This is a genomic window from Povalibacter sp. (assembly GCF_036520495.1).
Classification (GTDB): domain Bacteria; phylum Pseudomonadota; class Gammaproteobacteria; order Steroidobacterales; family Steroidobacteraceae; genus Steroidobacter.
In genome coordinates, this window is the sequence record NZ_DATDJO010000018.1 from 1 (window position 1) to 23,189 (window position 23,189).

Annotated in this window: 23 protein-coding genes; 7 read left to right on the forward strand and 16 right to left on the reverse strand. The window is 62.7% G+C overall.

All coding sequences use genetic code 11. The features are described from left to right. Positions 1-134: 134 nt before the first annotated feature. Positions 135-1,067, forward strand: a complete 933-nt coding sequence (locus VIZ63_RS05275) for a DMT family transporter (RefSeq protein WP_331608480.1) — start codon at positions 135-137, stop codon at positions 1,065-1,067. 76 nt (positions 1,068-1,143) lie between these two features. On the opposite strand, the gene VIZ63_RS05280 is transcribed toward VIZ63_RS05275, so the two are convergent. Both VIZ63_RS05280 and VIZ63_RS05285 read right to left on the reverse strand, forming a co-directional pair. After that, positions 1,144-1,683 (reverse strand): GNAT family N-acetyltransferase, encoded by a 540-nt coding sequence (locus VIZ63_RS05280; RefSeq protein ID WP_331608481.1) that lies wholly within the window; start codon positions 1,681-1,683, stop codon positions 1,144-1,146. Further along, on the reverse strand, positions 1,680-2,636 hold the full coding sequence (locus VIZ63_RS05285; RefSeq protein WP_331608482.1) for an EamA family transporter: 957 nt from the start codon (positions 2,634-2,636) through the stop codon (positions 1,680-1,682). Before VIZ63_RS05285 ends, VIZ63_RS05280 begins: the two co-directional genes overlap by 4 nt. Positions 2,637-2,728: 92 nt before the next feature. Here VIZ63_RS05285 and VIZ63_RS05290 point away from each other — a divergent pair, with 92 nt between their 5' ends. Continuing rightward, entirely contained in the window at positions 2,729-4,159 is a 1,431-nt protein-coding gene (locus tag VIZ63_RS05290; RefSeq protein ID WP_331608483.1) for a PLP-dependent aminotransferase family protein, read from the forward strand. Positions 4,160-4,214: 55 nt separating this feature from the next. On the opposite strand, the gene VIZ63_RS05295 is transcribed toward VIZ63_RS05290, so the two are convergent. Both VIZ63_RS05295 and VIZ63_RS05300 read right to left on the reverse strand, forming a co-directional pair. Continuing rightward, the gene (locus VIZ63_RS05295) at positions 4,215-4,412 is read right to left on the reverse strand and encodes a hypothetical protein (protein ID WP_331608484.1); all 198 of its coding nucleotides are present in this window, start codon (positions 4,410-4,412) and stop codon (positions 4,215-4,217) included. Positions 4,413-4,473: 61 nt separating this feature from the next. Further along, the gene (locus VIZ63_RS05300) at positions 4,474-4,674 is read right to left on the reverse strand and encodes a hypothetical protein (protein ID WP_331608485.1); all 201 of its coding nucleotides are present in this window, start codon (positions 4,672-4,674) and stop codon (positions 4,474-4,476) included. Positions 4,675-4,941: 267 nt separating this feature from the next. Here VIZ63_RS05300 and gcvA point away from each other — a divergent pair, with 267 nt between their 5' ends. After that, a complete protein-coding gene (gcvA, locus tag VIZ63_RS05305; RefSeq protein ID WP_331608486.1) occupies positions 4,942-5,844 on the forward strand; it encodes a transcriptional regulator GcvA in 903 nt (300 codons plus the stop codon). A gap of 56 nt (positions 5,845-5,900) precedes the next feature. Then, positions 5,901-6,230, forward strand: coding sequence for a thioredoxin family protein (locus tag VIZ63_RS05310; protein ID WP_331608487.1), 330 nt, complete (start codon positions 5,901-5,903; stop codon positions 6,228-6,230). Between the two features lie 48 nt (positions 6,231-6,278). Here VIZ63_RS05310 and VIZ63_RS05315 read toward each other — a convergent pair whose 3' ends face one another. The 8 genes from VIZ63_RS05315 to VIZ63_RS05350 form a co-directional block, all read right to left on the reverse strand. After that, positions 6,279-6,431: a hypothetical protein gene (locus tag VIZ63_RS05315; RefSeq protein ID WP_331608488.1), complete on the reverse strand. Its 153-nt coding sequence runs from the start codon at positions 6,429-6,431 to the stop codon at positions 6,279-6,281. Between the two features lie 122 nt (positions 6,432-6,553). Next, the gene (locus VIZ63_RS05320; RefSeq protein WP_331608489.1) at positions 6,554-6,931 is read right to left on the reverse strand and encodes a hypothetical protein; all 378 of its coding nucleotides are present in this window, start codon (positions 6,929-6,931) and stop codon (positions 6,554-6,556) included. A 177-nt stretch (positions 6,932-7,108) separates the two neighbouring features. Next, positions 7,109-7,540, reverse strand: coding sequence for a VOC family protein (locus VIZ63_RS05325; protein ID WP_331608490.1), 432 nt, complete (start codon positions 7,538-7,540; stop codon positions 7,109-7,111). After that, on the reverse strand, positions 7,540-8,286 hold the full coding sequence (gene map / locus VIZ63_RS05330; protein ID WP_331608491.1) for a type I methionyl aminopeptidase: 747 nt from the start codon (positions 8,284-8,286) through the stop codon (positions 7,540-7,542). Before map ends, VIZ63_RS05325 begins: the two co-directional genes overlap by 1 nt. Before the next feature lie 103 nt (positions 8,287-8,389). Continuing rightward, positions 8,390-9,568 (reverse strand): alkane 1-monooxygenase, encoded by a 1,179-nt coding sequence (locus tag VIZ63_RS05335; RefSeq protein ID WP_331608492.1) that lies wholly within the window; start codon positions 9,566-9,568, stop codon positions 8,390-8,392. 255 nt (positions 9,569-9,823) lie between these two features. Next, positions 9,824-13,435 carry an ABC transporter permease/M1 family aminopeptidase gene (locus VIZ63_RS05340; protein WP_349261134.1) on the reverse strand — a complete coding sequence of 1,204 codons (3,612 nt, stop codon included), beginning with the start codon at positions 13,433-13,435 and terminating at the stop codon, positions 9,824-9,826. 75 nt (positions 13,436-13,510) lie between these two features. Then, the gene (locus VIZ63_RS05345; protein ID WP_331608494.1) at positions 13,511-14,401 is read right to left on the reverse strand and encodes an ABC transporter ATP-binding protein; all 891 of its coding nucleotides are present in this window, start codon (positions 14,399-14,401) and stop codon (positions 13,511-13,513) included. Positions 14,402-14,806: 405 nt separating this feature from the next. Further along, entirely contained in the window at positions 14,807-15,247 is a 441-nt protein-coding gene (locus tag VIZ63_RS05350) for a DUF6249 domain-containing protein (protein WP_331608495.1), read from the reverse strand. A 249-nt stretch (positions 15,248-15,496) separates the two neighbouring features. On the opposite strand from VIZ63_RS05350, the gene VIZ63_RS05355 reads away from it, so the two are divergent. The 3 genes from VIZ63_RS05355 (at position 15,497) to VIZ63_RS05365 (ending at position 18,862) form a co-directional block, all read left to right on the forward strand. Continuing rightward, positions 15,497-16,072: an RNA polymerase sigma factor gene (locus tag VIZ63_RS05355; protein WP_331608496.1), complete on the forward strand. Its 576-nt coding sequence runs from the start codon at positions 15,497-15,499 to the stop codon at positions 16,070-16,072. 5 nt (positions 16,073-16,077) lie between these two features. Then, positions 16,078-16,641: a hypothetical protein gene (locus tag VIZ63_RS05360; protein WP_331608497.1), complete on the forward strand. Its 564-nt coding sequence runs from the start codon at positions 16,078-16,080 to the stop codon at positions 16,639-16,641. 322 nt (positions 16,642-16,963) lie between these two features. Next, positions 16,964-18,862, forward strand: coding sequence for a potassium transporter Kup (locus tag VIZ63_RS05365; protein WP_331608498.1), 1,899 nt, complete (start codon positions 16,964-16,966; stop codon positions 18,860-18,862). A gap of 163 nt (positions 18,863-19,025) precedes the next feature. Here VIZ63_RS05365 and VIZ63_RS05370 read toward each other — a convergent pair whose 3' ends face one another. From VIZ63_RS05370 to zwf, 4 genes are all read right to left on the reverse strand, one after another. Continuing rightward, positions 19,026-19,598: an ANTAR domain-containing response regulator gene (locus tag VIZ63_RS05370; RefSeq protein ID WP_331608499.1), complete on the reverse strand. Its 573-nt coding sequence runs from the start codon at positions 19,596-19,598 to the stop codon at positions 19,026-19,028. A gap of 192 nt (positions 19,599-19,790) precedes the next feature. After that, a complete protein-coding gene (locus VIZ63_RS05375; RefSeq protein WP_331608500.1) occupies positions 19,791-20,789 on the reverse strand; it encodes a glucokinase in 999 nt (332 codons plus the stop codon). Next, entirely contained in the window at positions 20,770-21,477 is a 708-nt protein-coding gene (gene pgl / locus VIZ63_RS05380; RefSeq protein WP_331608501.1) for a 6-phosphogluconolactonase, read from the reverse strand. The genes VIZ63_RS05375 and pgl overlap by 20 nt, the downstream gene beginning before the upstream one ends. A gap of 183 nt (positions 21,478-21,660) precedes the next feature. Next, complete coding sequence (gene zwf, locus VIZ63_RS05385; RefSeq protein ID WP_331608502.1) at positions 21,661-23,121, reverse strand: glucose-6-phosphate dehydrogenase; 1,461 nt, start codon at positions 23,119-23,121, stop codon at positions 21,661-21,663. Positions 23,122-23,189 lie beyond the last annotated feature (68 nt).

Genomic DNA, 23,189 nt, shown 5'->3' on the forward strand with positions numbered 1-23,189 from the left:
AAATGCCAATTCTGACCTGCCGACGCAGTCGGCCCTCCTGCCCGTCCTGGCCACCCTGCCGCAGGCCTACATGCCGACGAAGTCGGCCGTCATTGCCGAACGCAGCCGCCCACCATCCCCTATCCTATCCCTCCATGCAGTCCTCGAAGCTACGCGGCATCCTGTCCATGATCGCCGCCGTTGCCGCGTTCGCCGTCATGGACGTCACGATGAAGCGTCTGGTGGAAACCTACCCGCCGATGCAGGTGACGTTTCTGCGCGCGACCGCGTCACTGCCCTTCCTGCTTCTGGCGACGGCGCTCTTCAGCCGCTGGCGCGATCTGATACCACGACGCCTGGGTCTGCACGTGCTGCGTGGCATGCTCGGAGTCGGCACGCTGTGGCTGTTCGTATACGCCGTGCGCTTCCTCTCGCTGGCGGATGCCTACACGATCTACATGTCGGCACCGTTGCTCATCACGGCGCTGTCCGTACCGATGCTCGGTGAACACGTCGGCTGGCGTCGCTGGCTTGCCATCGTGATCGGACTGATCGGCGTGATCGTCGTGCTGAAGCCATCGGGCACGGGGCTCATCACGATCGGCGGCGCCGCGGCGCTTGCATCTGCGGTGGGTTACACCCTCAGCGCCATCACCATCAAGATCCTGTCACGGACCGATTCGGGCACTGCCACGATCTTCTGGGCTCTGCTGTTCGTGGCACTCTTCAGCGGCATATTCACCGCATTCGACTGGACGCCGCTGCAATGGCAGCACTGGTATCTGATCGCCGGCGTCGGACTGTTCGGAGCGATCGGCCAGCACTGCATCACATACGCCTTCCGCCTCGCCTCACCCGCCATCGTGGCGCCCATCGAATACACCGCGCTGATGTGGGGAATGCTGTTCGACTGGCTGTTGTGGCTGACGCTGCCAAATGCCCGCATGCTCGTCGGCGCGTCGATCATCGTCGCCAGCGGCCTCTACATCATCTACCGGGAGCGCGCACAGGAAGCGAAGATTCCACCCGGAGGAGAAACAGAAATCGGATCTGGATCTCCACGGAGAGCACGGGGTAACACGCGGTAGGAAAAATCCCAGGATATCGTTCTTACGACCCTGTGTTTCCCCGTCCCCCCGTGGAAAATCTGTTCCTGCTTTCCGTTTACGTGATCAGCCGCTCCATCTGCACATCGCAGCGCGCGTACTTCGCGCACAGCGGGCCGGCAACGTCGGTGAAGCCATTCTTGTAGTAGAGCGCGATGGCCGGCTTCAGGGATCGCTGTGAATACAGGATCACGCGACGTCTGCCACTGTCCCGCGCGACCTGCAGCGCCGTTTCCAGCAGGCTCTGGCCGTAGCCGCGGCTTTGCCAGCGTTCATCGACGGCCATCTTGGTCAGCTCGAAGGTCTCTGCATCCACGACACGTAGTGCGACGGTGCCGACGACCTGCCCTTCCAGCACCGCGAACATGATCTCGCCGCCGTCGGCGAGAATTTCTGCTTCCGGATTATCCAGCACGCGTTCGTCGATGGGTTCGATGGTGAAGTAGCGTTCGAGCCAGGCCACGTTGAGCCGGCGGAATTCGTCACGCAGCGTAGGATCGAAGCTGTAGATCGTCAATCCATCCACGTAGGTCCGCAGCTTGCGCGTGCGATGCAATGGCGGTATCGGGGCATGAGCGGTTTGAATCTGCATACTCATTTGCACTCCGCGACTGGAATGTCCTTGCGCCCGCGCTGGAACGGCGCTCGATCCTGGAACAGCACCAGCGAAACACCGAACAGTACGAGCAGCGTGGCGATGACGGCGGTCGACGTGATCGCCTCGTTCAATACCAGCGCACCCAGAATCAGCGCGACGATCGGGTTGACCAGCGCATAGGTGGTTACCTTCGACGCCGCCACGCGGGTCAGCAGCCAGAGATAGCAAGTGAGCCCGATGAGGCTGCCGAAGACGACCAGGTAGAGCACGGCCAGCCAGGACGACAGCGACACTGCCGCCGGATCGAAGCGAGCCCATTCGCCGTCCAGGAAGCTCAAGACGAGTTGGAACACGCCGCCGAACAGCATCTGCGCGCCGGTAAAGCTGAATACCTGATCCTTACCCGCTGCACGCTTCTGCAACAGTGTGCCGAAGCTCCAGCCGACGACTGCAGCCATCATCGCCAGCAGGTGCATCGGACTCGCGTCACCCGAGATAGTGCGTGTGTGCAGCACGATGGTGGTGACACCGCCCAGCGCGATGGCAGTCCCCAGCAGACCCTGTCGCGTCGGCGCGCGACGACTGAACCACACCCAATCCAGCATCAGCACCGTGACCGGCATGGCCGCGACGATCAGGGCAGCGATGCCCGAAGGAATGCCTTGCTGCGCCCAGATCACGAAGCCATTGCCGATACCGGCGAGCAATACACCGCACAGCGCAGCCGCCGGCCAGTTGACGCCCGCAAACGGATGCGGCGTGCGCAATCGCAACCAGGCGGCCATCAGCGCAGCGGCGAGCAGAAAACGGATCGCCCCGCTGATGAAAGGCGGCAACGTCTGGATGGCGATGGCGATCGCGAGGTAGGTCGTACCCCAGATGATGTAGATGCCGGCAAACGCCGCCAGCACACCAAGCGATACAGACACGGATTTTGGGAACGGAAGCTTCATCGTCGTACTCTGCCTCGGCGGCTGGCAAGCAGTACAGATTCAGGTAGACTGACCTCCCGCCAATACAGTTCGCACCGCACGGAGAGCTGTCGATGTCCACGCACCCGCCCCTTCTCTATGAACGCGTGGCGCGGCTGGTGGAAACACAGATTGCGACCGGGACACTGCGCACCAACGACCGCATTCCGTCGGTGCGCAGCATGAGTCGCACCGCGAAGGTGAGCGTCTCGACCGTGGTCCAGGCGTACGTGCACCTGGAAAACATCGGGCTGATCGAGGCGCGACCCCAATCGGGCTTTTACGTGCGTCCGCCCGACCCACAGACTGTGCCGGAACCGCGTGCCAAGCCCCCCCGCTCGCGACGGCCCACCACCGTTGCGACCGAGATGCTCGACACCTGCCGCGAGGCGCTGAGTCGCAGCGACATCGTTCCGCTCAACGGCGCCTTTACATCGCCTGCGCTGTATCCGACCCAGCGCCTCAACAATCTCACCCGCGAAGTGCTGCGCGATCGGCCGCTGCACGCGGGCGAACTCATCATGCCGCCCGGCGATCCGGAACTGCGACGTCAGGTGGCCAAGCGCATGGCGTTGGCGGGTGCACCGACCGATCCGGAACACGTCGTGATCACGAGCGGCACCATGGACGCGATCACCCTCGCATTGCGCGTGATCTGCCAGCCGGGAGATACCGTGCTGGTGGAATCCCCCACGTACTTCGGCTTGCTGCAGGCGATCGAACACCAGCGCCTCAAGGTCGTCGAGGTGCCGAATCGTCCCGGCATCGGGATAGATGCGGAAGCGGTGCGCAACATGGCGCGCTCGACGCGCCTCGCCGCCGCCGTGCTGATGCCGAATTTCAACAATCCCGCCGGGACACTCACGCCTGACGATGCGAAGCGCGACATCGTCGCGACGCTGACCGGCATGGAAATCCCGATCATCGAGGACGACATCTACGGAGATCTGCACTATGGCAGCGTCCGGCCAACATCGATGCGCGCCTTCGACGAGAGCGGCCTGGTGATCTCCTGCGGCTCGGTCTCGAAAACGATTGCGCTCGGCTATCGCATCGGCTGGGCCGTGACACCGCAATTTCATACGGACATTGCGCGCGCCAAGTTCTATTCGTCGGTCGCGTGTCCGACATTGCAGCAGCTGGTGCTCGCGCGCTACTACGCCAGCGGTGGCTACGATCGCTATCTGCGACGTATTCGCGCCATGCTGTCCGCCAATGCGCAAAGCTTCATCGATGCCGTCGCGCGGCATTTCCCGGCAGGCACCCGCATCACCCGACCCGCCGGTGGCATCGTGATCTGGGTCGAACTGCCCGCCAACGTCGACGCCGTCGAGCTTTTCCGCACGGCGCTCGCCAGCAAGATCGGTATCGGTCCGGGCGTGGTGTTCTCGGCCAAGGCGGACTATCGCAACTACGTTCGTCTCAGCTGTGGCCTGCCCTGGTCGCCGGCCATCGACCGCGCCATCGAGAAACTGGGCAAGCTGGTCCATGGGTTGGGAAAGTGACGGGCGACGCACGACCGGCTCTATGCCCGCTGCTGCGCCACTCGTCACTCACCCCTCACAACGCGGCCGCATTACGGCCAGCGATGAGGTCTGCCTGTGCGTAAACAGACTGCTGCGATTCGCCACTGAACTCGGTAATGACGACCTGTCCCCGTGGCAGGGACGATTCATCGATACCGAAGGCAATGGCACCCAGTGCGCCCGCATTGATGACCAGGGATGCCGCAACGGCAATCAAGCTGAGACGCTTCATGATGACTCTCCTTACTGATGAGCCCGTTCGGGCTCCCGCCAATTCCCGGAATCAATTGAGTTCAACTCCATCCGCGCAGCCCGTGCGTGGAAACGATCGACAGCAGATCCGCCGACGGTTCCGGAGCGCGACGCGCCCGTGGCGAGGGATGCGCAGGTGCATCGACCGCGTCGAATTTCACGTTGCGCTGCTGCTCCTCACGCGCCAATTTCAGCCGGTCCGCCTTCAGTTTCGCCAGCACCGTAAACAGATACTCGTCCATGGCACTCTCCTTGGTAGCTATGAATATCACTAATGGAGGTGTAGCGTATTCCTGCTCAATTCCCGTAAAAAGCGACTGTTAGGCCTCCCTATCTATGACCGAAAGTCACAGCTTCGCGCCAAACAACGGGCTCCCGACAACGCATCCGGAAAGCCCCTCCGCTTCACGCCATCCATCTTGCGTTGTTGATGCAACGCGGGCGCGAAGCATGCGCCGGGCACTTATGCCGTGCCGTCAACACACTCTTCACGCACACCAGTCCCTGTCATGAAAAGGATCCCGGTCGGACCTCTGCGGGCCTTCGACGTCGCCGCACGCACGCTCAACCTGAGCAGTGCCGCCGTGGAGATGAACGTGACTCACGCGGCCGTGAGCCGGCAGGTGAAACAACTGGAGCAGCGACTCGGCGTGAAATTGTTCGAGCGTCTGCCGCGCGGTTTGAAGCTCACAGTGCATGGCGCATTGCTGGCGGAGGGCACGCGCCAGGCGTTCGATCGGCTCGCCCGTGCCATCGAAGACGTGTCGGCGCCGACGGTGCGCCGCAAGCTCACGATTTCAACGTTTGCATCGCTGTCGGCGCGCTGGCTGATGCCGCGGGTGCAGTCGTTCGCGCATCGTTTTCCCGATGCGGACCTGCAGGTGGTGACCTCGGCGAGACTGGCCGATTTCGCGCGCGAGGATGTCGATATCGCCATCCGCTTCGGCAAGGGCAACTACCCGGGATTGCACGTCGTGCCGATGTTCCAGCCACGCGACATCGTCGTGTGTGCGCCATCGCTGCTGCAGGAACGCAAGCTCGCAACATTCGCGGACCTGACGCATTTCCAGCTTCTGCACGACGACAACTACGAATCGTGGGAGCACTGGCTGGCCGCCGCGGGCGCCAAAGGCGTGAGTGCACGTCGCGGCGTGATCTGCGGTGATCGCAACTCGATGCTGGAGGCGGCGCTGGCGGGCCAGGGCATTGCCATCACCTCCTCGGTGTTTGCTGCAGCCGAACTCGAACGAGGCCGCCTCGTGCAGGTGTTCAGCAATGCCGTGCGTTCGGAGTACTCGATCTATGCCGTCTGCCTGCCACGGCGTCTCAACGACCCACTGATTGCAGGTACCATCGAGTGGCTGGCACATGAAGCAACTGCATCGCCAGACGCACACATGCCGGCCCCCTGATCGTCACTACGCTGATCAGCCGGGAACCTGCCAATACCGTTCACCGTTGAATCGACATGAATGAGACACCTGGATCGACCGAACCCTCCACCGATGACATCCGCAGCACCCAAGGCCCAGTGCTGCTCGAATTCGGCACCGACTGGTGCAGTCATTGCCAGGCCGCCCAGCCGGTGATCGCCGAGGCGCTGCAGGCTCATCCGCAGATCAACCACATCCGGATCGAAGACGGCAAGGGTCGTCCCCTGGGACGATCGTTCGCCATCAAGCTATGGCCGACGCTGATTTTTCTCAGGGACGGAGAAGAAGTGACTCGGGTGGTCCGGCCGCGCAATCGCGGTGAACTGAAATCCGCGTTGCGCGAGATCGATCCGGCAACGACGTAGACAGCAGCGGTCGGCATGCTTCGCAGCGATGCCGCCGCCCGCAGACGATCAGTGTCTGGTCTTCTCCGCCTTGCTCTTCTTTTTCATGTCGGCGCGATGCGCACGCTCGAACGTCTGAATGTCCTTGAAGCGTCCATTCTTGTCCCGAACCGCGTAGAGCTTCTTGCCGGCGGTGCTGCGATGTGTCGTGCGAAACGTCATGAATCGTTCCTCCGGTGATCGGACGAGTGCGTGCCTGAATGCACGCATCGCGAATACACCCGCACGAATGCAGCGGTCAATTGCGGGAATCGAGACAGGCCGTCGTGCCCGCAACCGATCCGTCACTGATTTTTCTTGCCGAACAGCGCGTCGAGTTCCGCACGCGCCTTGTCGGCCGCTGATGGCTGTGCCTCTGCGGCCGAACCGCCGCCGAACAAGGCAGCGAGCTGCGCCCTGGCCTTCGCCGCTGCGTCGAGCGGCGCGGTGGCGTACGCATCGGGCCGGGGCTTGAAGTAATCGCAGAAGTTGGCGCGTTCCTTGTCCTTCACTTCTTCCGCAATGGGCTCGCGGCAATGCTTGGCAACGCCGATGTCGTACCACTCACACAACTTGCAGACGTGCAGCTCGGCGTGACACGCACGGCACTCCTCGAGGCGACGCAGCGGCAGCGTGTAGTCGCTCAGTGAATGCCCACATTTACAGCAAACCAGTTCGGACATGCAGATTCAGAGTAACCGCAAAGAACGCATAGACCGCATAGACCGCATAGACCGCATAGACCGCATAGAAAGAAAATTGCCGGAGAAGAACGGAATTGCCGTCTCCATTTTGTGTCCTTTGCGTCTTTTTTTTCGACCTATTTCTTTCCGTCTATGCGCTCTTTGCGTTCTATGCGGTTACTCCTGCCTCTTGGATTTCTCCGGCGTCGCGATCTCGTCGTAGCCGCGCCCGACGAATTCGAGCAGGCAGATGCCGTGACCGAACGGATCGGCGAGCATCGCGATCTTGCCCCAGTTGTTGGAACGCACATTGCCTTCGAGCCGGGCGCCGGCGTTGCGGGCCTTGTCCACTGCGGATTCGATGTTGTCGACGACGAAGTCGAGATGCACGGGCGTCCAGTGGCGTGCGTAGGATCGCAGGTGACGACTCGACGCAGACGCGACCGTGCCGTTCGGCTTGGCGAGCAGGTAGATCGGCGCATTGGCGCCGAGCAGCTCGACCGCATCGTGACCGAAGCGACGCCCGACGGTGAGATCCAGAGCAGCGCAGTAGAACTGGACGGCTTTCTTCAGATCGTCGACATCGATATTGACCAGCAGCGAGGCCATCAGTGTCTCGTCACGACGATCGGTGCGCCGCGCGTAATGACCATGGTGTGTTCGTACTGCGCCGAGCGCGTGCCCGGCGGCCCGAACAACGTCCAGCCATCGCTGGCCTGCTCGACCAGGGTCGTGCGCGTCGACAGGAACGGCTCGATGGTGATCACCATGCCCTGCCGCAACACACGCCGGTCGGTGGCGTCATAGAAGCCAGGAATGTGACCCGGCTCCTCATGCAGTGCGCGGCCGACGCCGTGACTGCCCAGGTTGCGGATGATGTGGAAGCTATGTTGTTTCGCGACCTTCTCGATCGCCTTGCCGATCTGATTGATGCGATTGCCCGCACGCGCCTGCTGCATCGCGCTGTCCAGCGCCTGCTGCGTGGCATCGCAGAGCCGCAACGACACGTCGTCCGCTGGCGGCACGACGCGCGTGCCACCCGTATCCGCGAAGTAACCACCCAGTTCCGCCGAGACATCGACATTCACGACATCGCCCGCTTCGATCCGCCGCGGCCCAGGAATGCCATGGGCCGCCTCTTCATTGATGCTGATGCAGGTCGCGCCGGGAAAGTTGTAGGTGATCTTGGGCGCCGAGCGCGCGCCATGGCTTTCCAGCAGGGCCGCGCCGTAGGCATCCAGCTCCGCCGTCGTCATCCCCGGCTCGATCTTCTCCAGCATTTCGTGCAGCACCAGCGACACGATGCGGCCGATACGGTGGAGTCCGTCGAGATCGCCCTGGCTTTCGATAGTCATGATGTGGCTGCGGGTGCGGATGGGGGTGCGAGTGTGCAATCCATCCGCGTCGGCGACAAGAGACGCCGGAGGCAGACATCTGCGTGTGAAACTCCGCCTCTACCTACCGGGCAACCGCCCCGTACCGCGCGTACAGCCGCGCTTTCTTCTTCGGATCGACATTCACCTTGGTGATGTCGCCGCCGGCCCAGGCCATCAGCTTGGGGTCCATGACCTTGAACCAGAGCCAGGGGATCGTGGCGAGGCCGAAGCTGCCGGGATAACCGCTGGGGAGGCGCGGCAGGTCTTTGAAATCGCGCAGGGCCTGATAAGGGCGCAGCGAGTTCGCGTGATGATCCGAGTGACGTTGCAGATGGAACGACACCAGGTTCGAGTAGATGTGATTGGTGTTCCAGGAGTGGCGCGGCTCGGGCAGCTCGTAGCGACCATTCGGCAATTTTTGGCGCAACAGACCGTAGTGCTCGACGTAGTTGGCCTGGGTGAGCCCGTACCACGCATACAGGTGATGGATGACCAGGAACGGCAGCAGCACCCAACCGAAGATCGCCAGCAATGCAGCGCCAATGGCGAGCGTAAGCGCCCAGGACTGCAGCACTTCGTTCTGCAGCGACCAGGTGGATTTCCCCAGCTTCGCCAGGCGTTCGCTTTCGAGCCGCCAGCCGCGCCGGAATGCGCCAGGAATCTCACGCAGCACGAAGCGATAGATGCTTTCGCCCATGCGCGAGCTGACGCAATCCTCCGGCGTCGCGACGTTCACGTGGTGACCGCGATTGTGCTCGATGCAGAAATGGCCGTAGCCAACCAGGCCATTGACGAGCTGCGCCGCCGTGCGATCAGCGCGACTGGATTTGTGCCCCAGCTCATGTCCGATGAGGATCGCATCCGCGCTGCCGAAACCGGTACCCAAGGTCAGCGCCAGGTATGCCCACCACGGCAGATCCTGTGTGCCGATGAACCACGCGACGATAAAGAAGTTGATGAACAGCAGCGCGATGCCAACGAACAGCAGGTAGCGGTAGTAATTGTCTTTGGACAGCAGTGGTACGACCTCTTCAGGCGGGTTGTAAGTGTCTTCGCCGAAGATCAGGTCTAGCACCGGCACGGCAACGAAGGTGTAGAGCAGCGGAAACCAGGCAGTGAGCGTATTGCCATGGGTGGCGAAGTAGAGCACCACCGCGATGCTCGGGATGATGGGCGCGGTCAGTGACGCCAGCCATAGATAGCGCTTGCCGTCGACGTAACGAATGGTGGCGCCATCGGCACCCTGAGCGACGAACTCCATGATCGACCCCGCTGATGACCAGTCAATGGAGTCTACGCTGCGGCGCGTACAGGGCCTACTCACGAAGGTACGAAGACCGGATGCGGCGATGCAGTAAGACCCTCGGGGATCCAGCGCCGCGAAAGACGAAAGGACCCCAACGATTGAAAAGACATTCATCCGGTCTTTTTGTGCCCGTGGGATTCCCCTGGGACTTCCGTTGGTCGGGACTTCCGTTGGTCGCCTTGCGGCCACGGTCTTTCGCGGCCTCCTCTCCTAGTTGACCGCCTTGCGATTGTCGTCCGGAATGCGGTCGATGAGCTTGTTGTAGGGATCGAGGCCGACTTCGTAGGGCTCCTCCTCGACGACGACCGTGATCTGTTTCGTCTGCGGCGTGACGCGCTGTTTCTCGAGGAACAGCACCCGCTCCTTGTCCTCCGCATCGCCCGGTGCGCGTGCGAAGACCGCGACGTCCATCCAGTCATCGACCGGCCGCGCCGCCTCCTTGCCGAGTCCGTCCACTTCCACTTTTGCCGTACTGACGTCGAACGTGACGTCGTACTTGCCGTCCGCGCGCTTCACGGATTTCGCAGCCGTCACCTTGTTGTCGTAGAGGATGATCTTCGCGAACATTTCATCGAGCAGGCCCTGCTTTTCAGGCGGCGTTTCGACCCGAATGTAGTCCAGCAATTCCATCGTCGTGGTGAACGGCGGGCGCTCGAAGGCCTTGTCGCGCAGGAAGTTCGCCAGGGCGCGGTTCAGATTCTGCTCGCCGATCTCGTCGCGCAACCGATAGAAAATCAGTGAGCCTTTCTGGTAGTGGATGTAGGGCTGGTCCTCGACGCGCATGAGCGGCAATTCTTCCACCAGTTCGCCGCCGCGACCGCGCAGGTAGCGGTCGAGCTCGTACTTGAGGAACTTGCGCATCTTCTCGCGGCCGTATTCCTTCTCCATGACCATCATGGCCGAGTACTGCGACAGCGACTCGGTCAGCATGCCCTGCCCCTGCATGCCGGCGCCGATGACCTGATGCGCCCACCACTGATGCGCCACTTCGTGCGCAGTGACGTAGAAGACATAGTCGACCTTCTCCGGCTTGCGCAGATCGGCGATGAAACCGATGACCTCGGAGTACGGCACGGTGTTGGCGAAACTCTGTGCGAAGCGCGCATAGCCCGGGAACTCCAGGATGCGCATCTGCCTGTGCTGGTATGGCGAGAAATTCCTGCTGAAGTAGTCGAGCGACTTCTTCGTGCCATCGATCATGCGGTCGACGTTGTAAGGATGCTTCGCGTCGAAGTACACCTCGACCGGCAAGCCGTTCCAGGTGTCGCGCCTGACTTCCCAGCGCGCCGACAGGTAGCAGAAGAACGGCAGCATCGGCTGGTCCATCTTGTAGTGAAAGTAGCGCCGGCCGTTCTGCTGCCACTCGCGCTGCAGGTACCCCGGCGCGAGCGCAATCTGGTCATCGCTGGTACTCACGGTCGTTTCGAACGTGATCCAGTCCGCATCGGGGAAGCCCATGTTCTGACGCGCGGCCTGATCCTCCAGCGTCGCCATGCGCGGCACATCGCCAAGCCCGCGTTTGCGACGCTCGTTGCGGTCGACGATCTGCACACCTTCGTTGTAGCCGAAGTGCGGGAACATGCCCATGCTGTTGAAGAAGGTACCGTTGTAGTTCAGCACCGAGCGCATGTCACCGGCGCCGGACGATGGCGGCAGCCCGTCGCTGGTAAAACCGCGCTCGGCGCGTTCGATCGTGAACGTGAACTCGGCGCTCGCGCCGGGCTGCAACGGCTGCCGCAGACGATAGAGCCGGTAGCCGACCAGCGCGTCGTCACTCACCAGCTCCGCAGCGGCGAGCTGCAGATCCTTGAACCTGACACGCGGATCGAGCGTGAGATGCAGGTCCGAGATGGGCTCAGCGCTTCTGTTTACGAGCTGGTAGCGACCGCGAATCTCCACCCGTCGTTCCGCGGGATAGATATCGACATCGGCCTTGACGTCGGTGATGCGTGGCTGCGGCACATCCTTGAACTGCCGGTAAGCCTTCTCGTAGTGCGCGAGCCGATCCAGCGCCACATTCGAAGGCAGATACTCGTTGATGACATTGGTGTTGTAGAAGATCCAGCCGCCGACGCCGACGAACGCCAGCAACGTGGCTGCGAGCATCGCCGCTGGCGCGCCGCGCAGATTGTTGCGCGCCATGCGCAGGCGCCCTCGCCAGGACGGTGACACACCGCGCACCCAGAAGGCCGCGCCGATGATGACCAGCATCGCAGTGAACAGGGTCCAGTAGAGCTGGAACCACGCCCATCCGGCGATGAAGTGGCCATAGCCGTTCATGTCGGAGTACGGGGTCTCCGGCGCGCCGGCGAAGTTGTAGAGATTGTGTTCGAGGTGCAATGGCGGCAACGCGATCTGCAGCACGATCAGGATGACGTACAGCAGGTAGCCCACGATCTTGTTGTTGCTGACGACCTGCAGCACCACTGCCGCGGCGCCCATCAGGATGAACGGCACGGCCTGGATGGCGACGCCGCGCAGGAACAATCCCAGCTCGAGCTGCGTGTAGCCGCGCAGTAATTGCATGACGATGGCAGTGGCCACACCGATGACCATGAAGACGATCACGACGGCCGCGAGTGCGCCGATTTTCGACATCACCGGCAGCCAGTTGGGAACGGGCAGCGTATCGGTCAGTTCGGACAGTCTGGCCGTGCGTTCGCGCCACACCAGTTCCCCGGCATAGAAGCCGACGATCAGTATCAGCAGGAACGAGTAGCTGCCCTGGATCACGCGGAGCATCACTGCCGTCACGGGGTAGATGCTGGTGCCGAACAGATCGTCGACGAAGGTGGAACCGGCCGCCAGATTCAATATGGCGAAGCCAAGCAGGACCAGGAACGGGATGCTGCGAAGCACGCCGGACGTATCGAACAGCAGTTGATGCAGGAACTGCGACGACGCGGTCGTGGAAGTGAATCGTGCACCCGGCAGCCGGGCAGCGGCGGAAACACCGCTGGTCATGCTCCTCGATGCCGACAAGGTATTGATTGAATCGCGTTTCGATCGCGGCTTGCCTGCACGCCTGCGCTGTGGCTTGAACACCAGGAAGGCCAGCAGCAGGAGCACCACGGACACCGCAACCCACGTGACTCGATTGACGAGCAGATAGCCAGTCAGCTCGGGAAGCTGCGAATTGCTTTCGATCGCCGACCAGTAGCGCATCGTGCGCTCCAGCGCACGCGTGCCGAACGGATCGAGCAAGGTCGCGATGCTGTCGTACTTGATGTCCCTCGCCAGCAAGCTGGCCACCAGCCACAGCACGAAGAAACCGATCACACCCAGGTAGACGGACAACAGGCTGCGCGCGGTCACGGCCAGCAGGCTCAGTAACGACGCCATGAAAATCAGGTTGGGGATGACGATGACGGCGAACGACCAGACATGCGGCGATAGCGAGAATGGCCCGAGACGCGCCGGATCGAGCCAGGGCATCACTCCGCCGAGCATCATGCCGGCGCTCGTGAAGACGAAGATGGCGATGGACGCCAGCATTCCCGCTGCCAGACGGCCCGCCAGATAGCTGCGGGGACGCATTGGCGTCGAGAAGAACAGCTCGTCGGTGCCCATTTCGAAATCGCGCAGCAACGGCTGCGCAATGAAGAAGGTCACCACGAACAGTCCGAGCACGCTGAAATTCGCGAACAGATTCACGATGACGCCGGGCGCGTTGCGATTGACGTTGCCGATGGCGCCGCCGATCTGAATGGCATCGGAACTGGTGGCGCCGAACGCAAACAGGGCGAACAGCATTGCGGCGACCCACAGCAGCGGCGAACGCAGCTGGTAGCGCAGATCGAAACGAAAGAACTCGGCGAACAGGCGCGTTCGGCCCTGTTCGTTCTGACGGTCCAGCGCGCTGCGCGAGAGTGTCGAAGATGAGACTGACATAGGTGGCTACGCCGACACCGGGCGGCCCGCGAACTGCTGGCGCAGCCGATGGAAATACACATCCTCGAGGTCCGGATCGATACTCTCGAAGCCTGGCTCGGGCGCCGCGTCGTTGTAGACATGAATGCGCGGCTGTCCCGCAATCAGGCGCGTCGACAGCACCGTGAAGCGCGCCTGATATTCGGGTAGTGCCGCCTTCGGCACCACCTTGCTCCAGACGCGCTGACGCATGGTGTCGAGCGCTTCGCGCGGTTCGCCGCTCATCAGCACCTGCCCCTGCGAAATGATGGCCATGCGCTGACACAGATCAGCCACGTCTTCGACGATGTGCGTGGAGAGGATCACCACCACCTGCTCACCGATTTCCGCCAGCAGGTTGAGAAATCGATTGCGCTCTTCGGGATCGAGGCCGGCCGTGGGTTCATCGACGATCACCAGACGCGGATTGCCGATCAATGCCTGCGCGATGCCGAAGCGCTGGCGCATACCGCCGGAGAACGTGCCGAGCTTGCGCTTGCGCACTTCCCAGAGGTTCACCTTGCGCAACAGACCTTCGACGACGTCCTTGCGCTCGCCCCGCTGCACGAATCCCTTCAGCACGGCGAAGTGATCCAGCATGTCGTGGGCGCTGACCTTCGGATAGACACCGAAGTCCTGCGGCAGATAGCCGAGCGTGCGACGAACGCGATCCTTCTCGCTCACCACATCGATGCCATCGAAGGTGATGGTTCCCGAATCGGGATCCTGCAGTGTTGCGATCGTGCGCATCAGCGACGACTTGCCGGCGCCATTGGGCCCCAGAAGCCCGAACATGCCCGCGGGAATATCCAGCGACACGTTGCGCAATGCGGCGACACCGTTGCCGTAGGTCTTGTTGATGTTGCGAATTTCGAGCACGAGTCGGCCTCCAGTTCAGGTCGGGACACGAGGCGGATCACAGGAAACACAAGAACAGAGAATTCCACGGGGGGCCTGACCGAAGGAAATCCCGCGGGACGGGGAATCACGGGATTGAAGAGCCGGGCATTCGCAGGGCACCCAGTGGAGAATTCCGTCTCTATCACTCTCAATCGAGCAGCGCGAACCGGGAGAACGGTTCGCCGGCGACGTACTAGCGCGCGGCTTTGCTTTCTGTGTGCTTGGTACGAGCAGCATCGATGGCGACCTGCGATTTCCAGCCGGACATTCCCCGGACATTCCCATGACCGCGCAGGGCCGCTGCCTGTCAGGCCTGAGCCGAAAACAGGCGATGGCCGATGCGCTCCATGACAACCCGCCGCTCGCAGTCTTTGTTACAGATTTTCAGATCTGCACGTCGCGCCGTTCGGCTGCGCTGATGGCATGGGTGCGTTCGGGCAGTTCGTGATCGAGCTGGCGTGCCTCGACCCGGCGACCTTCCATGCCGTAGTAGATGAGATGGGCGAGACCGATCCCCAGGCACAGCAGTCCGGGCAGGGCGGGAAAATCGCCGTCGAGCCACATGGAAATGAGCAGTGCGAGTCCGAGGAACGACCAGATCAGTCCCGACTGCAGTGACGAGCGACGGCCACGGCTGCGTCCGTCGATCAGTTCGATCGGCAGCGCCGGGATGTCCATGCCACGTTCGATGGCGGCCATCCGTTCCGTGTGATGCAGCTCCATGAAGCGGCGGCGTTTCCGGTAGCTCAGAATGATCCAGATGACGGCGGGAATGAAACCGACGCCGAAGGTGATGGCGACGATGGGGACCAGATCGCTGAGCATGACGTGCCTCGTTCGAGAGTGATTCAGTGCAACTTGGGGGTTCAGACGCAGCACTCGTGCGCAGGGTTGCACGCAGATCCAGGACGCGCAAAAACGTCCAGGGGAGCGCCGTCGGTCGATAGCAGCTAATGACCGGTGGATCGCGGGTTCCGTGGCGGATGGCGCTGCTAGAGTGCACGCCGCGACTCCACCCTGAACTGCATCCGGGAGAGCGCAACCTTTTCCTGGCATGGCACGTCACAACTCACAATGACATTGGGAGCTGCCCCTCAAGCCGACGCCGACCTGCAGGCGCTGCTCCAGGTCAAGAAGTACCGCGAGGGGTTCGCGTTGCTGTTGCCGAGGTATCGGGAAAAGGTATTTCGCCTGTCATTCAGTATGTTACGCAATCACGCCATGGCCGAGGACACTACGCAGGACGTGTTCCTGAGGGTGTGGCGTGCCCTGCCCGGCTTTGCCGGCCAGTCGTCGCTGTCGACCTGGATCTACGCCATCACGCGCAATGCGTGCCTGTCGGAGCTGCGCAAGAAGCGTCCGACGGTCTCCATGAACGGCGACGAGGACGAGTACGACGCCGAGGTGGCCGCACTGGCCTCCCCCGATCCCGACGATTCCGCGACGGTCAGCGTCACCCAGCTGCTCGATCAGCTGCCGGAACGCTATCGTCAGGCCGTGACGCTGTTCTATATGGAAGACAAATCCTACGAGCTGACGGCGGAGAGCCTTGGGCTGCCGCTGGGGACGGTCAAAGCCTTGCTCCACCGTGCCCGCAAGCGCTTGATCGAATTGACGCGCGAGTCTCAAAACGCGGCGTCCGGATGCTGATCGCCATGCCCAGGAAACCCGCATCACCACAGAGCCTCGCCGAACATCACCTCGAGTGGAACGATCGGCTGCAGGATTGGCTGGACGGCGACGTCGAAGCCGCTGACGGCGATGTGTTCGAAACCCATCTGCGCGATTGCACGCTGTGCCAGCAGCGTCTCGAACAACTTTCGCAGCTCGAGACAGCCTTGTTCGCAGCGAATCCGGCCCCGTCGTTGAGCACCTCGTTCGATGCGCGCCTGTTCGAGCAGATCGATGCAGTGAACGAGGAACAGCGAGCCGCCGCGCGCCAACGAGTCGAACAGGAATTGCAGGACAACCTCCGTGCGCTGTCGCGCAGCTGGCGCCGTACGTGGGCGTTCGTGATTCCCGGAATGATCGGCGGCATCGTGCTTGCGTTTGCGCTGATCGGCTATGTCGACACGCTCGGCCTCACCGGACAACTCGCCGCCCAGGGCGCGAACGATCTCGGAACCAATGCCACCACGCTCCAGGCCGCCCTGACCGGACTCATGGGCGCAACCATTGGCGGCTTCATGGCGGGCTGGATAGCCAAGGGCGCGGACTGAAGCCAAGGCACTAGGCACTAGGCACTAGGCGCTAGGGACTAGGCTCTAGCCAGAGGCGACCATCCAATCCTTTCCTCCTAGAGCCTAGAGCCTAGAGCCTAGAGCCTTGGGCCTAGAGCCTCGGGCTTCGTGCTGCGGCTCTGTGGTTTTGGGTCCGACTAAAGGCGGACCCACAAAACACGGACCAGAGCTCCAGGTTCTAGGCACTAGCGAGAGAGATCCAATGCTCTGGCTCTGGCTAGCGCCTAGAACCTAGTCCCTAGTCCCTTGCGACGACTAGACTACGCACCGCCTTCCCACGCCTCGTTCCCCAACAAAAATCATGAGCTCGCGCTCCGCCCCGGATTCCCCGGCGACCGATCGGCCGGTCGCGCAGAACAAGCTCGTCCTCACTGCACTGGGCGTCGTCTTCGGCGACATCAGCACCAGCCCGCTGTACGCGCTGCGCGAATGCTTCAGCCCCGACCATGGCATTGCCGTCGACAAGACCAATGTCCTCGGGCTGCTGTCGCTGATCCTGTGGTCGCTGATCCTCGTCATCTCGGTGAAGTACGTGACCATCGTGCTGCGTGCGGACAATCGCGGTGAAGGCGGCGTGCTGGCGCTGAGCACGTTGCTCTCCAATGCGAGTCGCGACTGGCGGGTGTGGGGGCCGGTCAGTGCGGTCGGACTGTTCGGCGCCGCACTCTTCTTCGGCGATGGTTTCATCACGCCCGCCATCTCGGTGTTGAGCGCGATGGAAGGCCTCACCGTCGCGACGCCGCGCCTCGAGCACTTCGTCGTGCCTGGCGCGATGGCGATTCTGATGCTGCTGTTCCTGGTCCAGAAACGCGGCACAGGGGCGATGGGCCGGATGTTCGGCCCCGTGACATTGGTGTGGCTGATCACGCTCGCACTGCTGGGCATTCGCTGGATCGTCACTGCGCCTGGCGTACTGGAAGCAATCAATCCGTGGCACGCGGTGCTGTTCTTCGCCCACAACGGCGTGGCCGGATTTCTGGTGCTCGCTTCGGTCTTCCTGGCCATCACCGGCGGCGAAGCGCTGTATGCGGACATGGGCCATTTCGGACGCGCACCGATTCGCCGCGGCTGGTTCTGGATCGTGCTGCCCGCGCTGACGCTCAACTATTTCGGCCAGGGCGCGCTGCTGCTCGCCCATCCGGAGGCGATCTCGAACCCGTTCTACAACATGGCCCCCGGCTGGCTGTTGCCTCCCCTCATCGTGCTGGCCACCGCCGCCACGGTGATCGCGTCGCAGGCCGTCATTTCAGGCGTTTTCTCCGTGACGCGGCAGGCGCTCAATCTCGGCTACCTGCCGCGCCTGAGCATCGAACACTCCTCCGAACACGAGATCGGCCAGGTGTATGTGCCTGTGGTCAACTGGGTGCTCTTCATCGGCACGATCACCCTGGTGCTTGTCTATCAATCGTCGAGCGCGCTCGCCGGGGCGTACGGCATCGCGATCTCGAGCACGATGCTGATCGACGGCATTCTCGTCATCATGCTGCTGCGCGTCCGCAAGGAGCCGCACCAGAACTTCTACATCGGAGTACTGAGCTTCATCGTGGCGATCGAGTTCGCTTTCTTTGTCGCGAACACTTTCAAGCTCGACGATGGCGGCTGGCTACCGGTGGTGGCAGCGGTCATCGTCTATGTCCTCATGAGCACCTGGCAGGAAGGCCGGCGCACGCTGAACTGGCTGATCGCCCGCGAACAGATGCCGGTGCATGATTTTATGGCGCTCATCGAGAAGGATCCGCCGCACATCGTCGACGGCACGGCCGTATACCTCGCCAGCGAAGCAGGCGGCATGCCGCGCGCCCTGCTCAACAACCTGCGCTTCAACCGGGTCATGCATCAACGCAACATCCTGCTGACGTTCGTGCGACCGGAAATCCCGTACGTCGCGCCCGAGGAGCGCATCGAAGTGCTGACACTGTCGCCGACGCTGTGTCGCGTGATCGCGCGCTACGGCTTCATGGAAACGCCGAACGTCGTCGCCACACTGCGCGCCGCCGAAGAGAAGGGCATCGCGTACGAACCGGATCACACCGTGTACGTCGTGGGCCGCGAGAATCCGGTGTTCGCGACGGGTTCCGGCATGCCGCTCTGGCGCAAACGGATCTTTGCGTACATGGGCCGCAACAGCCAGCTCGCCGCCATCCACTTCGGGGTACCGTCGCATCGGCTGCTGGAGGTGAGCAGTCAGGTGAGGATGTGAGGATGAGGCCGACTGGCCGACTGGCAGAGCAGGATGAGGAACGTGCACACACGCAGTGCAGCCCTGGACACGGACGCACCGTGAAGGCTTCCGACTCTGGCTAGTCAGCCGGTTAGCCAGTTGGCCGGCTAGCCAGTCAGTCAGTCGACAGTCTGCCCGTTGCTCAACTAAGCAACTCCGCCATCTCCAGCACCGACTTCGCCACGTCGCCCATACGGCGGTTGCGTTCCATCGCCATGCGCCGCAGCGTGTGGTACGCCTCGTCCTCGCTCAGGCCGCGAGCCTTCATGAGCAGGCCTTTGGCGCGTTCGACGAACTTGCGCTCGGCGAGTTTCTGCTGCGCCACGTTGAGCTCGCCACGCAACCCTTCCATGAACTCGAAGCGCGTCAACGCCACCTGCAGGATCGCCGGAACGCGCGAAGCGTCCAGTCCATCAACGACATACGCCGACGCACCGGCGCGCACGGCGCGGCTGATGCATTGCTCCGAGGGATCGTTGGAGAAGATCACCAGCGGCAGCGGCCTTTCACCCATCGCATCGATGATCCGATCCAGCAAATCGACCTGGGGCGAATCGGATTCGAGCACGATCGCGTCCGGGCGCGACTCCTCCAGCGCTGCCAGCAACGGACCATCCGGCGCTGCGACCTCCGCCATCTCATGACCCGCGAGCAGCAGCCCCCGACGCACGATGTCCGCTCGTTCGGACGATTCGGCTATGACCAGTACACGCACGCGTTGCGACCCGGTTGGTTGGGATGGGACAGAGGGTGCAAGGAGGATGCCAGACGGCGGGCAAAGCCCGCCGGGCCAACTGGCCAACTGGGCTGCTGGCCAACTGGCCAGAGAAGAAGCATCGGATTCCGGACTCTGGCCAGCAGACCGGTTGGCCAGAGGGCCAGTTGGCCCGCGCGCTGCGCGCGCTTCCTATTCCGCTTCCAGCCTCGGCCCCGGTTCAATGAACGACCGTGCGAGCCCGACGAATGCCGGCAGCTCGGACTTGATCAGGTACACCGGCACGGCTCTCAGGTAGTCGGCGTAACGGCCTTTGTCTTCGAAGCGGTCGCGGAACGGGGATGACTTGAACAGTCGGCCCAGGTGCGGCACGACGCCGCCGCCGATGTACAGACCACCCACCGCACCCAGTGTCAGCACCAGATTGCCCGCCATGGTGCCGAACAGCGCGCAGAACATGCTGACGGTTTCCATGCAACGCGCGCAGGAACTGTCGTTGGCGCGGCGGGTGATCTCCTGCGGGGTCAGGGTATCGGGCACTTTGCGATCGAGCGCGCTGATGGCCTCGTACAGATTCACGAGACCCGGCCCGGAAATCACCCGTTCGGCCGACACGTGCGAGAAGCGTTGATGCAATTGCCGCAGCACGGCCATCTCGCGTTCGTTCGTGACCGACAGGGTTGCGTGCCCGCCCTCGCCCTGCAGCGGGATGAAGTGCGACCCCGAGGGGATCAGGCCCGACACACCGAGCCCGGTTCCCGGACCGATGAGTGCGATCGGCGCATTCGCGACCGGACGTCCACCGCCGATCGTTTCGAGCTCGTGTGACGGCAGGTGCCGCACGGCCATCGCGAGCGCCGTGAAATCGTTGAGGAAGATAAGACGCGACAGCACGAGCTGCTGACGCACGCGCGCGGCGGAGAACTGCCACACGTGATTGGTCATGCGAATGATGTCGTCGGTGATCGGCCCGGCGATCGCTACCGCCGCTTCCTGGGGGCGTTTGCCCTGGGCATTCGCACCGACCTGCTGCAGATAATGTTCGGCCGCCGACACGAAATCCGGATAGTCGGCACACCTGAGCACGATCTCGTCGCGATAGTCCTGCCCCTCGAGCAGGGCGAAGCGCGCGTTCGTGCCCCCGACGTCCGCGATCAGTCGCGGCGAACTTTCAGGGCGCCCAGTAGACATCGATCGGCACCTCCTTCTGATGGAGGATGGCGCGTACCGGCAGCTCGGCCGCCGATCCGGGCATGCGGGCCCGTTGATAGACCTGCCACTTCGCGTCCCCCTCGATATGCAGAATGATGCGTCGCGCGTCCAGCAACGCCGCCAGATTCAAACTGACTCGCGCATGCGGTGCCGTCAGTGCATTCACGGCGACACACCCGGGCGCGGCGCTCGGATCCAATGCCTTCGCCAGGGCGAGCGAACCCGGAAACAGCGATGCCGTATGACCATCGTCGCCCATGCCGAGCAGCACGACGTCGAAAGGCCGCGGCACCCGACTCAACGCGCGCCACGACCAGTCGGCTCCCGACTCCGGCGTCGGCGCCGGATTTTTGAGTCCGACGAAACGCGCCTCGGCCGCGAGATCGACGGCCAACTGTTCACGCAGCATTTTTTCGTTGCTGGCGTCCGCGCTCGTGTCCACCCAGCGTTCGTCAGCCAGCGTGATCCAGACTTTCGACCATTCGAGCTTTTCGGTGCGCAGTTGCTGGAACAACCTGAGCGGCGTGCGACCGCCGGACACCACGAGACTCGCGGATTTGCGCACGCCGATCGCTTCTTCGAGATCGACGCGGATCTCTCCGGCAAGCGCACGCGCCAGGGCAGTGGAATCCGGAAAACGGTGTTCGTGAACCCAGCGGGATGGCATAGGAATGGCGAGCCCTGATTGATCCCCGGAGCTTACGACATTGCCGCTGTCAGCGCCCAGAACGCGGCATCGAAGAAGAACCAGGAGCTCCACGGGGATCACGGGGTGGCATGGGGCGGGAATAATCTTGTCTCGACCCCGTGATCCCCCGTGATCCCCGTGGAGCTTCCTGCTCTGCGGCTCCTAGAGCTCGTTGCTCCACGCGAAGCCATCCCGGCCGATCAGTGCGCTTGCCGCGGCTGGGCCCCAGGTGCCGGCGCTGTACGACTTCGGTGTTTCGTCATAACGCTGCCAGGCTTCGCGGATCGGGTCGATCCACTGCCAGGCGGCGTCGAGTTCGTCGCGGCGCATGAACAGCGTCAGGTTGCCCTTGATGACATCCGTCAGCAGGCGCTCGTAGGCGTCGAGCATCCGCGTCTTGAAGGTCTCGTTGAAATCCAGCGCGAGGCTGACCGGCTTCAGGCGCATGCCCTCGCCAGGGCTCTTCGCCAGCACGCTGAGTGTGATGCTTTCGTCCGGCGCCAGGCGGATGATCAACCGATTGAGCGCATGCACCTTGTCGGGACGCTCATAGATCGACACGGGGATATCCTCGAACGTAATGGCGATCTCGGACATTTTCTCCTGCAGCCGCTTGCCGGTGCGCAGGTAGAACGGCACACCGGCCCAGCGCCACGAATCGATTTCGCACTTCACTGCCATGAACGTCTCGGTCACGCTTTCTGGCGGCACATCCTTCTCGGCGAGATAACCTACGACCGGCGTGCCGCTGACGGCTCCCGATTTGTACTGGCCGCGAACGGTCTTGGTCAGCACCTCGCGCCCGTGCAGCGGCCGCAGAGCACGCAGCACTTTGAGTTTTTCGTCGCGCATCGCATCTGCATCGCCGGTCTGCGGCGGCTCCATCGCGATGATGCACAGCAGCTGCAACAAGTGGTTCTGCACCATGTCGCGCAGTGCGCCGGTCTGATCGTAGAACTGGGCGCGACGTTCGACGCCGAGATTCTCCGCCACCGTGATCTGCACGTGCTGCACGCGTCCCCGCTTCCACAACGGCTCGAACAGCAGGTTGCCGAAGCGCAGGGCCATGAGGTTCTGCACCGTTTCCTTGCCGAGGTAGTGATCGATACGAAAGATCTGCTGCTCACTGAAGATCGCGCCGACGCGCTCGTTGATCAACGCCGAAGAGGTGCGGTCGTGGCCGAGCGGCTTCTCCAGCACCACGCGTGAGGCAGGCGTGACCAGCTGAGTTCGCGCCAGGCCTTCGCAGATCGGCGCAAACAGCGAGGGGGCCGTCGACAGGAAGAACGGCCGGACATTGGCTTCGCGGCCTTTCAGACAGGCATGCAGCGCGTCGAAGCCCGTGCCGGCGTTGGCATCGATCTTGAAGTAGTGCACCTGTCGGGCGAATTGCGACCAGTGCTTGTCATCGAATTCGGCACCCACATGCGACCGGCAGCTCGTTTCGACCTGGGCCAGATAGTCCTCGCGCGATATGTCGCTGCGTGCGACGCCGATGATGCGCGAGTCCTCCGTCAGCTGACCGGCAAGCTGGCGCCGGTACAAGGCGGGCAGGAGCTTGCGCAGAGCCAGGTCGCCGGTGCCGCCGAAAAGAACCAGATCGAACGTTGCGAGCTGCTGCATGAACTACCCTGTCGTAACGATGATGCCTGCTGAAGTCTGCAGTGACGTTACCGTTCGCGGCGACGCGC